Below are 12,719 nucleotides of genomic sequence, written 5' to 3'. Positions count from 1 at the left end.
ATGAGTGAAAGCCCGCTCCAGCCGTCCCGCCGCACTGTGCTGGGGGCGATGGCCGCCCTGACCGCCACCTTCACCATCGGCTCCACGCCCGCCCGCGCGGCGACCACATCCGCGTACGTGATGGGCTACTTCACCGAGTCGCCGAGCGGCAACGGCTCCGACTACGGCCTCCACCTGGCCGTCAGCCCCGACTCGCTCCAGTGGACGCCGCTGAACCAGAACAACCCCGTGGTGACCCCGACCGAGGGCACCGGCGGACTCCGCGACCCGTTCATCCTGCGCAAGCAGGACGGCACGTTCGTGGTGCTCGCCACCGACCTCAAGGGCACCGACTGGAGCCTGCAGAGCCAGTACATCCACGTCTGGAACTCCACCGACCTGCGGTCCTTCACCGGCTACCACCGGCTGAAGCTGCACGAGATGGCCACCCACAGCTGGGCGCCGGAGGCTTTCTGGGACGCGGGCCGGAGCCAGTACGGGATCATCTACTCGGCCGTCAACTCCAGTGGCCACAACGTCATCATGGTCAACTACACCACCGACTTCGTGACGGTGACGGATGCTCAGGTCTTCTTCGACCCCGGCTACGACATCATCGACGGCGACCTCGCCGTGGGCGTGAACGGTGTCAACTACCTGTACTTCAAGAAGGACCAGACGCTGGTGGGCGCCAAGTCCAGCACCCTGGACCCGGGCAGCTTCACCGTGTTCAGCACGCCGGTCGCACACGGCGGCACCGAGGCTCCGATCCTCGTCAAGTCCCAGACGACCAGCGCTTGGTACCTCTGGGGAGACACCTATACGCCGAACGGCGTCTTCTACGCCTGGCAGTCGACCGACCTCTCCACCGGCACCTGGACGGCGGTCGACCAGAAGCTCTACACCCAGCCGCTCAACTCCAAGCACGGCACCATCCAGCCCATCACGACGACGGAGTACAACAACCTGCTGGCCGCGTACGGAGCGCCGGCCTGGAACCGGCTGAAGTCGTACAACTATCCGGACCGGTACGTCCGTCACTCCAACTACGTCGGCCGCATCGACGCGTACCCGTTCGACCCGTACACCGACTCCCAGTGGAAGCTCGTGCCCGGTCTGGCCGACAGCTCCGGAGTGTCCTTCCAGTCGGTGAACTACCCGACCCGCTATCTGCGGCACTCCAACTACCAGTTGGTGCTGGACGTGAACGACAGCACCACGACGTTCGCCCAGGACGCCACGTTCTACCGGACCGCGGGGCTGGCCGACACCTCGTGGTCATCCTTCCGCTCCTACAACTACCCCACGCGTTACATCCGTCACTCAAACTACGTACTGCGCATCGATCCGATCTCCACCTCCACGGAAAAGTCCGACGCCACGTTCTCGGTCGGCTACTGACCCCCCTTCGTCCCCAGGAGGCACCCCCATGTCCCCCCTCCGCAGAGTTCTCGCCTGTCTGGCAGCGGCAACGGCCGCTGTCGGCGGGCTCACGGCGATCGCCTCCCCCGCGGCCGCCGCCGACTCGGGCACCTTCAGCGTGCTCAGCTACAACGTCGCCGGACTGCCGGAGAGCCTCTCCAGCGCGTCCACACCTCGCGACACGAGCACCACGGCGATCGGCCAGCGGATCGCCCCGTACGACATCGTCCATGTCGAGGAGGACTTCAACTACCACGCCTACCTCTACGCGGCCGACACCGCGCACGCCTACCGCACCCCCACCAGCGGCGGCGCCGGCATAGGCAGCGGACTCAACACCCTCTCGAAGATCTCCTACGACACCGACGACTTCGAGCGGGTCGGCTGGAACTCCTGCCAGATCGACTCGGGTGACTGCCTGACGCCCAAGGGCTTCACCTTCATGCGGGAGCGCCTCGCCGAGGGCGTGTACGTCGACTTCTACAACCTGCACACCAACGCCGGTACGAACGACGGCGACCTGGCCTCGCGCGCGGACAACCTCAACCAGCTCACCGCGTTCATCAAGAGCCACTCGGCGGGCAACGCCGTCGTCGTCATGGGTGACACCAACACCCGCTACACCCGCTCCGGTGACACCATCGCCGAGTTCGGCGCGGCCAACGGCCTGACCGACGCCTGGGTGCAGCTCATCCGCGGCGGCACCCCGCCCGCCAAGGGCAGCGACGCGCTGGTCTGCGACCAGACCGGGGCCACCGTGCCCAACACCTGCGAGGTCGTCGACAAGATCCTCTACCGGGGCAGCAAGCTCGTCTCGCTGAACGCCACCAGCTACAACAACGAGCACGCGAGCTTCCTGACCTCCGACGGGCTGATGCTCTCCGACCACGACCCGATCACCGCGAAGTTCAGCTGGTCGCGCACCTCCGCCTTCCAGCTGAGCGACCAGTTCGGCGGCCCGCACGGGGACTACTTCAACGACATCGACAGCGTGCCCGCGGGCGCCCGGGCCACCACCGTCTCGCTGCGCGCCGGTTCCCGCGTCGACCAGATGGGGCTGACGCTCAGCAACGGCACGGCGCTGGCGCACGGGGGCACGGGCGGCACCGCCTCGTCGCTCACCCTCGGCAGCGGCGAGTACGTCACGTCGGCGCAGCTGTGCCAGGGCGTGAAGGACGATCACACCCGGATCTTCTACGCCAAGTTCTCCACCAACCTCGGCCGCAGTCTCGCCGGCGGCACGACGACGTCGGACTGTGTGACCCGCACCGCGCCGTCGGGCTGGCAGATCGCCGGCTTCCACGGCCGCACGGGCGACGAGGTCGACAAGATCGGCTTCATCTACACCGCGCGCTGACCGTTCTCCGTACACGGCAACGGCCCTCCCCGCCACGCTCGTTCACGCGTGGCGGGGAGGGCCGTGTGCGTGGTGCTACCTCACGAAGAGAGCCACTCGGTGGCGTTCAGCGCGAGCGCGGCGTTGGTGGCGCCGGTGTCGTTCCAGCCGTCGTACAGCGTGTTGCCGGACTGGCCGGTGCCGTCGTCGATCGGCGAACTGTCGCCCCAGAAGGCGACCTTGCCGCTGCCGAAGGTGCTGGTGGCGAAGAACGCTCCGGTGTTGCCGGAGTAACCGCTGCGGTAGAGCAGGCCCTTGACGGCCGAGTTGTCGGCGGGCTTGAGCGTGGCCGTCGTACCACTGGCGATCAGGCTCTTGGTGACCGTGCCGAACGAGCCGTGCAGGACCGCGTTGGTGCTGTCCGATATCGCCGCGGGGTAGCCGGAGCTGATGCTCAGCGAGTCGATGGAGAGGCCGAACGGGTCGGTGGAGTCGACGCTGTTGTTGGTCATCAGATCGTTGAGGATCTCGACCGCGTCGTAACCGTCGCTGTTGCGGTCGGCGCCGGTGTGGTCGGAGATCATGAACAGACCGCCGCCGTTCTTCACGAACGTCATGATCGCGGTCTTCTCGGCGGTGGTGAAGAGAGTGTTCGGCTCGGGCAGCACCAGGGTGTCGAAGTTCGACAGGTCGGTCGCGGCCGCACCGCCGTACGTCAGCTTGGAGCCCGAAGGCAGCGTGTCCAGCGAGTAGTCGCCGGTCTGCTGCAGCGCCACGCCCCAGGACGAGAGGGCGCCGGTCCAGTCCGTCTCGGAGGACGGGGAGGAGTCCTCGCTGAGCGGGTTCGGCTGGCTGGTGGAGATGATCCAGTCGGCGTTGCCGGCCGTCTCGGCGTGGCCGTTGTCGAACAGGACGCGGTGCGTGGTGGCCGCGTGGGCGGGGGCGGCCGAGGTCGTCTGGAGTGCGGCGCCCGTGAGCAGCACGCCGAGCGCGGTGAGAGCGGTGGCGAGTCTGTGGCGGGGCTTGGTGGGGGTGAGCATCCGGCATTCCTCCATGAGTGGGGGGACGGGGGAAGAGGCGGTGCGGGTCGCCGATCTGCGCGCGTAGAACGGCCGTTGAACAACTTCCGCTCGACACAGGCGTGGACAGTACACACAAGATCACGGGCACCGGGAGACCCGTACGCCACTTCTTAGAAAGCTCTTACCGTGCGACACAACCACCCCACGGCAAGACTGAATTGACACTCCGTCAGGAGGCGTCGGCCAGCCAGGGCCTGACCTGCTTGCGCGCCTCGTGAAGACGCGACTTGAGCGTGCCCAGCGGGATGCCGACGCGCTCGGCGACCTCGGCGTACTCCAGCTGGCAGATGTCCCGGTAGACCAACGGCGCCACCAGGTGCGGGTGTTCGCGCTCCAGTCGCTCCAGCGCCTCCAGGAGGTCGACCCGGGATCCGGCGATGACGCTCGTGGTGCGCGGATCGACATGCTGTGACGCGTCGATCGCGCCCGGCTGCTCGGCCGCGCGCCGCTTCAGCTCGCGGTACTTCTGGCGGGCGCAGTTGGCGACGACCGTGTACAGCCAGGTGCTGAAGCGGCTGCGGCCCTCGAAGGTGGTGATTTTCCGGGCCACTTGGAGGAGCACGTCCTGGGCCGCCTCCTCGGCGTCCTCACGGCAGGGCAGGAAACGGCCGCAGCGCCGTACCACCTCGGGCCGGACCTTCTGGAGCAGCGCGTTCAGCGCCGGCCCGTCACCGGCGGCCGCACGCAGAGCGAGCTCCTCGGTCTCCGCCGCGTCGTGCACCGATCGCTCCCCTCGGTGTTGATCAGAGGCCAGGCATGATAGCCGCCCGCCGGCCGCTGCACGCCGGGGCTTACTGGCCGGCCGCGCCCTCGTCCGGGGGCTCGTCCGCGTCAACCGGTGTCGGGCCGGGGTTCCTCGATGGCGTCCGGCAACGCCTGTTCGGCCCAGATCACCTTGCCCTGGGGGGTGTACCGGGTGCCCCAGCGCTCGGTCATCTGCGACACCAGGAACAGGCCCCGGCCTCCCTCGTCCATCGTCGCGGCGTACCGCAGATGGGGCGAGGTGCTGCTGCCGTCGGCCACCTCGCAGATCAGCGTACGGTCGCGGATCAGGCGCACGTGGATCGGCTCGGAGGCGTAGCGGATGGCGTTGGTGACCAGCTCGCTCAGGACGAGTTCCATGGTGAAGGCGAGCTCGGACAAACCCCACTCGTCGAGCTTTTGGGACACGGTGTCGCGCATCCCCGCGACGGCGGCCGGGTCGAGCGGCACATCCCAGTCGGCGATCCGGTCGGGAGGCAGCACCCGGGTGCGGGCGATGAGGAGGGCGACGTCGTCCTGGGGACGCCCGGGCAGCAGCTCGTCCAGCACGGCCTGGCAGCTCTCCTCGGGTGACCGGTCGGGGTGGCCCGCCAGCGCATCGCGCAGCAGCTCCATTCCCACGTCCAGGTCGCGCCTGCGGTCCTCGATGAGGCCGTCGGTGTAGAGGACGAGCTGGGTGCCCTCCGCGAGGTCCAGCTCGGCGGTCTGGAACGGCATGCCGCCGAGGCCGAGGGGAGGCCCGGCCGGCAGGTCCGCGAAGGTGACGGTTCCGTCGGGGTGGACGAGCGCCGGCGCCAGGTGCCCCGCACTCGCCATGGCGCAACGGCGCGTCACGGGGTCGTAGATCGCGTACAGGCACGTGGCGCCCACGACGCCCGCGGCACTCTCCGTACCCGCCTCGTCCTCGTCGATGCGGCCGACCAGGTCGTCCACATGGCTCAGCAGTTCGTCGGGCGGCAGATCGAGGGTGGAGAAGTTGTGCACCGCGGTTCGCAGCCGCCCCATCGTGGCGGCGGCATGGAGGCCGTGGCCGACCACATCGCCGACGACCAGCGCCACCCGGCTCCCCGGCAGGGGAATCACATCGAACCAGTCTCCGCTCACGCCCGACTGGGCGGGGAGGTAGCGGTAGCCGACGTCGAGGGCGCTCTGCTCGGGCAGGGCCCGCGGGAGCAGGCTGCGCTGGAGGGTGACCGCCAGGGCGTGCTCGCGGGTGTAGCGGCGGGCGTTGTCGATGCTGACCGCGGCACGGGCCACCAGTTCCTCCGCCAGTGACAGCTCCTCCTCGTCGAAGGGCTCATGCTGCTCGGAGCGCCAGAAGTTGGCCATGCCCAGCACGACACCGCGGGCCTGGATCGGAGCGGTGATGAGGGAATGGATGCCGTAGTCCATGATCGCCTTGGTGCGCTCCGGGTCCTGGGCGTGCCAGCCCGTGGCGGTCGACAGGTCGGCCACCAATTCGGAGTGGCCGCTGCCGTAACCGCGCGCCTGAGGCGTGGAAGGCAGGAAGTCGATCAGCCGGCCCATCTCATAGAGCGGATGGTCGTCTCGGATGCCGCACACGGCCGTGCGTCGCATATCCGTTGCCGTGGGCGCCGGCTCCTCGCCGTGCAGGACGGCGTCGGCCAGGTCCACGGTGACGAAGTCGGCGAAGCGAGGGACGGCGACCCGCGCCAGCTCGTCGGCGGTGCTCAGCACGTCCAGGGTGGTGCCGATGCCGAGTCCGGCGTCGTACAGCAGCTTGAGCCGCTCCCGCGCGATCTCCGCCTTGCCGGTCAACGCCTGCAACTCTGTGGAGTCGCGCAGCGTCACCACCGTTCCCTTGGGGCCTCCGCCGCGGTCCGTGGGGCGCTGGTTGACCGCCAGCAGCCGCTCTCCGGCGAAGTGCACCTCGTCAGTGGCCTCGCGCCCGGAGACGAGCAGCTCCCTCGTCTCGGGGTCGAGGCTCGACAGCTCGGACACGAGCTGTCCCTCGACGTCCGAGGGCAGCTCCAGCAGCCGTCTTGCCTCGTCGTTCGCCAGCAGCAGCCGCCCGTCGTCTTCGACGATGAGCACCCCTTCGCGCACGGAGTGCAGCACCGCGTCGTGGTGGTCATACATGCGGGTCATCTCGTCCGGGGCCAGGCTGTGGGTCTGCCGTCGCAGCCGCTTGGCCACCAGTACCGTCCCGCCGGTGGCCACCAGGAGCGCCCCTGCCCCGGCGCCCAGGATGATCGGCAGTTGCCGGTCCACCTGATTGGTCACGTTCTTGACCTTCAGCCCGGCGGAGACGAGGGCCACCACCTTGCCCTTTTCGTCATAGACGGGGACTGTGGCCTGCACCTCCTGGCCGAGCGGGCCGTGGACACTTTCTACGTAGACCTGCCCCGCCAGCGACGGCCCGATGGTGCCCACGAACCGCTTTCCGATCCGGCTCGGCAGGGGGTGGGTGTAGCGGATGCCATGGGTGTCCATGACCACGATGAAGTCGACGCCGGCGGCCTTGCGCCCCGCCTCGGTGAGCGGCTGGAGAATCTTGCTCGGGTCGGGGGTCCGCAGTGCCGCCAGGACACCGGGAGAGTGCGCGAAGGTCTGTGCCACGGCCACGGAGCGGCGCCTTGCCTCGGCGTTGGTGTCCCGCTTCGACTGCAGGGCGACGGCGAACACGCCGCAGGCCACGAGCACCACGACCAGCGCCACCTGGAGAACGAGCACCTGCCCGGCAACGCTTCGCGGGCTTCTGCTCACCAGTGACTTCAGCGATTTGCGTCGAAAAAGGGCGAAAAAGCTCGCCATGCGACCTTTCTAGCACTGGTGATCCCGGGTGACCAGGGCTCGCCCGAGGAGTGATGCCCACCCAGATCGACCTCGGGCGGCCGCTCGGGCATGTGCCGCACGGCTTCCGCCCCGCGACCACCACGGCGCCCCGGCCGGCGGAAATTCTGGACGCTCCCGTATCGCTTCCCGACCGCGCCGCCGCCCGGACGAGACCGGGCGGCGGCGCGGTCGAGGTAGCGGGCGACAACGGGTGGATGCGGACGTGCGGACCTGATCGCCGCACATGAAGCATGATCCCCCAGAGCCCAATGTCGGCTTTGACCGATACAATGCACTTTGTGACCATGTCTGGGCGGCTGCGGCGCCGTCGTCCGTCCTACCGCGGCCGATGGGAGGCCGCCCAGCTGTCACCGGTGATCTTTACCGTCTTCATCGCCGCCTTGGCCTTTTCCACACCGCGGCAGATCGCCGTCAGTCGCCTTCTGCCCGCCGCCCCCGCACTCGCCGCCGCGATGTGGGCCGTGCTCCCCACGATTCTGCTGGGGACGTTCTGCCTGCTGATCATGATCACCCTCAGCTTCTTCTACGCCGATCTGGGGACGCAGTACACGTCGGCCGCGATCGTCGCGGTCACCTTGGCGGCCGCATACGGGAGCCACGTCCGGCTTCAGCGGGAGGAGATACTCCTCCAGGTCCGGCTTGTGGCCGACGCGGCCCAGAAAGTGCTGCTGCGCCCCCTGCCACGCCACATCGAGAACGTCGAGATCGAGTCGCTGTATCTGGCTGCCCAAGTGCAGGCCCGGATCGGCGGCGACTTCTACGAGGCGGCCGGCACCCCGTTCGGAGTCCGGCTGCTCATCGGCGATGTACGGGGCAAGGGCCTGTCCGCGGTGGGGGCGGCCTCGGCGGTGATCAGCTGCTTCAGGGAGGCCGCGTACGAGGAGCCCGACCTGCGGGGCATCGTCCATCGTCTGGAGACCAGCATCGCCCGCCACAGCGCCGCGTTTCCCGGCCCGGATCTGCCGGAACGCTTCGCCACGGCTCTCATCGCCGAGATCCCGCACGGCGGCGGCCTCGTCAGGCTGCTCAACTGCGGACACCCTCCGCCGCTGCTCGCGCACCATGGGAACATCCGCGTCCTGGACCCCACCGTCCCCTCGCCGCCTCTCAACCTCTCAGCGCTCATCGGTGACCACTACTGCGTCGATACCGTTCCCTTCGCCCCGGGCGACCAGTTGCTGCTCTACACCGACGGCGTGTCGGAGACCCGGGACCGTGCCGGTGAGTTCTTTCCGCTGCCGGACTGGATGCGGCAGCTGGGCCCGGAGCCGCCCCGCGAGCTGCTCGACCGGCTTCACTCGGATCTGCTCGACTTCAGCGGCGGAGGGCTCGACGACGACATCGCGGCCCTCTCCGTAAGGTGCCGGCTGACGTGACAGGTAGGGTTCAACAACCCGACCGTTGCCAGGAGCAGCAGCCCGTCTACGGACAGCGGCCACAGCGCCGCGCTCGTGGCATCCGCCCCGCCCTGGAGAGCCAATGCCCACTGGTGAACACAGGAGGCGTACGCCGCCCCGACCAACAGGGCACAGCCACTGCGCACCCCCACGTCGGCTCCAGCCGCGTGAGCCCCTGCTCATGGGCCTTCCGGTGGGTTGTCCATGCTGAGGGATCCTCTGGAGCGCATCGGCCGCTACCGGCTGGACAGGCGCCTGGGCGCGGGCGGCTTCGGCGTGGTCTGGCTCGCCCATGACGACGTCCTTGAGGCGGCCGTCGCGGTGAAGGTGCTGTCCGAGAACTGGGTCGACCACCTGGACATCCGGGAACGTTTCCTCTCCGAGGCACGGCTGCTGCGCCGCGCAGACTCCAGCCGGGTCGTCCAGGTCTACGACATCGGGGAACTGCCCGACGGCAGGCCGTACTTCGTCATGGAGTACGCCGACGGGGGCACCCTCGCCGACCGGCTCGAGGCCGGACCGCTGCCCGTCGCCGAGGCCCTGCGGCTGACGGCCCTCGCGGCGCGGGGAGCGGCCGCGCTGCACGAGGCCGGCATCGTGCACCGGGACATCAAGCCGTCCAACGTGCTGCTGCGCACCGCGCCCGGGGGCTTCGACCGCGTGCTGTTGGCGGACCTCGGTCTGGCCAAGAGCCTGGCCCAGGCATCCGGGCTGACGATGGCGGCGGGTTCCGCGGGCTACACGCCGCCCGAGCAGGCCGCGCCCGGGTCGGGCATCGACGCCCGGGCCGACGTCTACAGCCTGGGCGCCCTCGGCTACCACCTCGTCACCGGCACGGTCCCCGGCCCGCCCGGCAAGGTCGTACGGCCCGACCGGCTCCGTACGGACCTGGCCCCCGACGTCCAGCGGGCGCTGCTGCGCGCCATGGAACCCGACCGCGAGCGGCGCTGGCCCACCGCCGCCGGTTTCGCCGCGGAGCTGGAGCGGCTGGCCGACCCCGGCGCCGGCCCCCGGCCTCCCCGGCGCCGTCGGCGGGCGGTGATCACGGTGCTGGCCGCCGCGGTCGTGGCCTGCGCCGTCGGCGTCACCGCCGCGATCGTGACGCGAGGATCCGGCGCCGGGACCGTCCGGGTCGAGGACAGCACCGGCCGGGTCACGGCCGAGGTGCCCGCCGCGTGGGGCCACCAGCTGCGCGACTCCGGATGGAATCCACGGACCTTGGGCCTCAAGGCCGCGAAGGAACCCGGTCTCGCCGTCGCGGACGACCTCACCGCATGGCAGGACCTCGGTGCGGACGTCAACGGAGCCTTCATCGGCCTGAGCGAGCAGGGCGACGTCACGGCGGAGGTCCGCGCGATCGCGCACTCCGGATGCCACTACGACGGCAGCCGCACCTACACCGGCGCGCACTGGCACGGTCTGATACGGACCTGGGACGGCTGCCCGGGCAGCGGCGGATCCCTCACGGAAGCGGGTCTCACACCGACGGGCGGCGCCGGGCAGCCCCAGGTGTACGTCCAGATCCGTCAGGACGACGGCGACCGGAACGCGACCGACCGCGTGCTCGGGTCCGTACGAGTCGGAGACTGACCGCGACGGCGAGTCCGGCGAAAATTCCCCGACGATCCCGCGAACCTTTCCGGGTCCCGCCGCATCGAAGACTGATGACGGGGCACAAGGCGCCGTGCGCACGCGTCAGGGCGCGTGCGGTGATGCTCAAGGAGTGGTGACATGGCGACCTTCCGGCGCGGCGCGGCGGACACGGACCGGCCCGGCACGGTTCCCGCACCCCGCACTTCGGCTCCCGCCCGGCGGGCGGCGCTGCTCGCGGGTGTCGCGCTGCTGGGCGTGCTCACCGCCTGCGGTACCGAGAACGGCGGGGCCGGTACGCCGCAGAAGCTGCCCGGCACGGCCGAGCCGGCCTCCGGTGACCGGACCACGGACGCCGGTTCGAACCCCACGGCAAGCCCCACCGGGAGCGCCGCCCCGACCGGATCCGGTACGACGTCGGGATCGGCGTCCGCCTCCTCCGGGAGCGGTTCGACCGGCACCCGCTGCCATACCTCCGAACTGCGCGCGTCGGTCGGGAACAACGACCCGGGCGCGGGGCAGGAGAACTTCCCCGTCGTCCTGACCAACGGCTCCGGGCGCACCTGCACTCTGCGCGGCTACCCCGGCGCGGCGTTCGTCGACGCGTCCGGCAAGCAGCTGGGCCCCGACCCGCGGCGCTCCTCGGGCACACCGACGACCGTCACGCTGGCGCCCGGACAGAGCGCGTGGTCCGGCCTGACGTTCTCCAACCCGGAGATCAGCGGCGCCGGTACGGCGACGCCGGCCTCGCTGCTCGTCACACCGCCCGACGAGAAGGACTCGCTCAAAGTGACGTGGACGCAGGGGAAGGTGCCGGTGTCCGGCAACGCCTCGTCGGTCTCCTTGACGGTCGTCCAGGCCGGCACCGGAGCCTGAACCCACCGGCCTCACTCCCCTCTGCCCCGCCATCTGCCCCGCAGGTCGGCGGGGTTTGTCACGGAACGGCTACATGGCCTGAATCACACGACCCTTTCCGGAATTCCGCGCATCCCACCGTTTGACGCACCCCGCAGAACGGCGCGTCACAGGAACACAGGCTCCCGCCGTACGGCGGGGGCCGTACCGAGGAATCGGGGGATGATCATGAGCGGTATCTCACGCAGGCGGCTGCTGACCGCGACGGCGTCGGCGGGTGCCCTGGGCGCGCTCTCCGCCTGCTCGGCGAACGACTGGTCCGTGGGGACCAGCAACGGGGGCGGGCAGACCTCGGCGCCGAGCCGGCGGCCCAAGCTCATCGGCGACGGCTCCACCTCCGACACCGGAGCCCAGCCCAAGCAGCCGAAGGCGGAGCGGCTGAAGCCCGGTGAACGCCCGCCGCAGTTCGTGGTGTTCTCCTGGGACGGCGCGGGCGAGCTCAGCAACCAGCTGTTCTCCCGCTTCCGCAAGGTCGCCGCCGACCACGGCGCCTCGATGACGTTCTTCCTCAGCGGCATCTACACCCTGCCCGAGTCGAAGAAGCACCTCTACAAGCCGCCGCAGCACCCCGTCGGCGCCTCCGCGATCGGATACCTCTCCGACCGGCACATCCATGCCACGCTCCAGCAGATACGCGCGGCCTGGCTGGAGGGCCATGAGATAGGCACCCATTTCAACGGCCACTTCTGCGGCACGGACGGGGTCCGCCGCTGGTCCCCCGCCGAGTGGCGCAGCGAGATCGACCAGGCGACACGCTTTGTGACCGAGTGGAAGACCAACACCGGCTTCACCGACCTCGATCCGCTCCCCTTCGACTACCGCAAGGAACTGATCGGCGGCCGCACCCCGTGTCTGGAGGGCCAGGCCAACCTGCTGCCCACCGCCGCCCAGCTCGGCTGGAAGTACGACGCCAGCTCGCCCGGTGGCCTCCAGATATGGCCGGGCAAGGTACAGGGCGGCCGGATCTGGGACTTCCCGCTCCAGTCCATCCCTTTCCCCGGCCACTCCTTCCAGGTCCTGTCGATGGACTACAACTTGATGGCCAACCAGTCGAACGCGAACCCGCTCGGCGACCGCTCCCAGTACGACGCCTGGCGCACCCAGGCCCGCGACAGCTACCTCGCCGGTTTCCGTCGCGCCTACGAGAGCAACCGGGCCCCCTTCTTCATCGGCAACCACTTCGAGCGGTGGAACGGCGGGATCTACATGGACGCCGTCGAGCAGGCCATCACCGAGATCGCCACGCATGACGACGTACGCATGGTCTCCTTCCGGCAGCTCGTGGAGTGGCTGGAGGCCCAGGACCCGGCGGTGCTACGGAAGTTGCGCACGCTCAGCCCCGGACAGTCGCCGCTCGGCGACTGGGCGGATTTCCTGGGCACGGCTTCCGCGCCGTCCGGCACCACCGCGTCCTGACAA

Annotated in this window: 11 protein-coding genes; 7 read left to right on the top strand and 4 right to left on the bottom strand. The window is 69.7% G+C overall.

Features of this window, described 5'->3' with window-relative positions:
• Together OG975_RS43040 and OG975_RS43035 are read left to right on the top strand one after the other, a co-directional pair.
• Positions 1-1,380 (top strand): glycoside hydrolase family 43 protein, encoded by a 1,380-nt coding sequence (locus tag OG975_RS43040; protein WP_406335098.1) that lies wholly within the window; start codon positions 1-3, stop codon positions 1,378-1,380.
• Between the two features lie 28 nt (positions 1,381-1,408).
• A complete protein-coding gene (locus tag OG975_RS43035; protein ID WP_406335096.1) occupies positions 1,409-2,758 on the top strand; it encodes a jacalin-like lectin in 1,350 nt (449 codons plus the stop codon).
• A gap of 80 nt (positions 2,759-2,838) precedes the next feature.
• Here the strand turns inward: OG975_RS43035 and OG975_RS43030 are convergent, their stop codons facing one another.
• From OG975_RS43030 to OG975_RS43020, 3 genes are all read right to left on the bottom strand, one after another.
• Positions 2,839-3,777 (bottom strand): hydrolase, encoded by a 939-nt coding sequence (locus OG975_RS43030; RefSeq protein ID WP_406335095.1) that lies wholly within the window; start codon positions 3,775-3,777, stop codon positions 2,839-2,841.
• 211 nt (positions 3,778-3,988) lie between these two features.
• On the bottom strand, positions 3,989-4,540 hold the full coding sequence (locus OG975_RS43025; RefSeq protein ID WP_406335094.1) for an RNA polymerase sigma factor: 552 nt from the start codon (positions 4,538-4,540) through the stop codon (positions 3,989-3,991).
• A gap of 110 nt (positions 4,541-4,650) precedes the next feature.
• Positions 4,651-7,356 (bottom strand): SpoIIE family protein phosphatase, encoded by a 2,706-nt coding sequence (locus OG975_RS43020; protein WP_406335093.1) that lies wholly within the window; start codon positions 7,354-7,356, stop codon positions 4,651-4,653.
• Between the two features lie 53 nt (positions 7,357-7,409).
• Between OG975_RS43020 and OG975_RS43015 the strand changes: the two genes are divergently transcribed.
• Together OG975_RS43015 and OG975_RS43010 are read left to right on the top strand one after the other, a co-directional pair.
• Positions 7,410-7,625, top strand: a complete 216-nt coding sequence (locus OG975_RS43015) for a hypothetical protein (RefSeq protein ID WP_406335092.1) — start codon at positions 7,410-7,412, stop codon at positions 7,623-7,625.
• A gap of 57 nt (positions 7,626-7,682) precedes the next feature.
• Positions 7,683-8,774 carry a PP2C family protein-serine/threonine phosphatase gene (locus OG975_RS43010; RefSeq protein WP_406336715.1) on the top strand — a complete coding sequence of 364 codons (1,092 nt, stop codon included), beginning with the start codon at positions 7,683-7,685 and terminating at the stop codon, positions 8,772-8,774.
• Here the strand turns inward: OG975_RS43010 and OG975_RS43005 are convergent.
• On the bottom strand, positions 8,693-8,941 hold the full coding sequence (locus OG975_RS43005; protein WP_406336714.1) for a DUF2637 domain-containing protein: 249 nt from the start codon (positions 8,939-8,941) through the stop codon (positions 8,693-8,695). The two genes, OG975_RS43010 and OG975_RS43005, sit on opposite strands and share 82 nt — an antisense overlap.
• 58 nt (positions 8,942-8,999) lie before the next feature.
• On the opposite strand from OG975_RS43005, the gene OG975_RS43000 reads away from it, so the two are divergent.
• The 3 genes from OG975_RS43000 (at position 9,000) to OG975_RS42990 (ending at position 12,716) form a co-directional block, all read left to right on the top strand.
• On the top strand, positions 9,000-10,385 hold the full coding sequence (locus OG975_RS43000) for a serine/threonine-protein kinase (protein ID WP_406335091.1): 1,386 nt from the start codon (positions 9,000-9,002) through the stop codon (positions 10,383-10,385).
• 141 nt (positions 10,386-10,526) lie between these two features.
• Complete coding sequence (locus OG975_RS42995; RefSeq protein WP_406335090.1) at positions 10,527-11,261, top strand: DUF4232 domain-containing protein; 735 nt, start codon at positions 10,527-10,529, stop codon at positions 11,259-11,261.
• Positions 11,262-11,468: 207 nt separating this feature from the next.
• Positions 11,469-12,716, top strand: a complete 1,248-nt coding sequence (locus OG975_RS42990; protein WP_406335089.1) for a hypothetical protein — start codon at positions 11,469-11,471, stop codon at positions 12,714-12,716.
• The last annotated feature ends 3 nt before the right edge of the window (positions 12,717-12,719 follow it).

Origin of the sequence: Streptomyces sp. NBC_00203, assembly GCF_045206325.1 — a bacterium.
GTDB classification, from domain to species: domain Bacteria; phylum Actinomycetota; class Actinomycetes; order Streptomycetales; family Streptomycetaceae; genus Streptomyces; species Streptomyces lutosisoli.
Note: the sequence above shows the minus strand (reverse complement) of the source record. Positions and strands in the feature narration are given on the sequence as shown.

Coding starts and splice junctions, on each gene's coding strand:
- OG975_RS43035 (WP_406335096.1), top strand. CDS start 1,409: ATGTCCCCCCTCCGCAGAGTTCTCGCCTGTCTGGCAGCGGCAACGGCC.
- OG975_RS42995 (WP_406335090.1), top strand. CDS start 10,527: ATGGCGACCTTCCGGCGCGGCGCGGCGGACACGGACCGGCCCGGCACG.
- OG975_RS43010 (WP_406336715.1), top strand. CDS start 7,683: ATGTCTGGGCGGCTGCGGCGCCGTCGTCCGTCCTACCGCGGCCGATGG.
- OG975_RS43015 (WP_406335092.1), top strand. CDS start 7,410: ATGCCCACCCAGATCGACCTCGGGCGGCCGCTCGGGCATGTGCCGCAC.
- OG975_RS43040 (WP_406335098.1), top strand. CDS start 1: ATGAGTGAAAGCCCGCTCCAGCCGTCCCGCCGCACTGTGCTGGGGGCG.
- OG975_RS43030 (WP_406335095.1), bottom strand. CDS start 3,777: ATGCTCACCCCCACCAAGCCCCGCCACAGACTCGCCACCGCTCTCACC.
- OG975_RS43020 (WP_406335093.1), bottom strand. CDS start 7,356: ATGGCGAGCTTTTTCGCCCTTTTTCGACGCAAATCGCTGAAGTCACTG.
- OG975_RS42990 (WP_406335089.1), top strand. CDS start 11,469: ATGAGCGGTATCTCACGCAGGCGGCTGCTGACCGCGACGGCGTCGGCG.
- OG975_RS43000 (WP_406335091.1), top strand. CDS start 9,000: ATGCTGAGGGATCCTCTGGAGCGCATCGGCCGCTACCGGCTGGACAGG.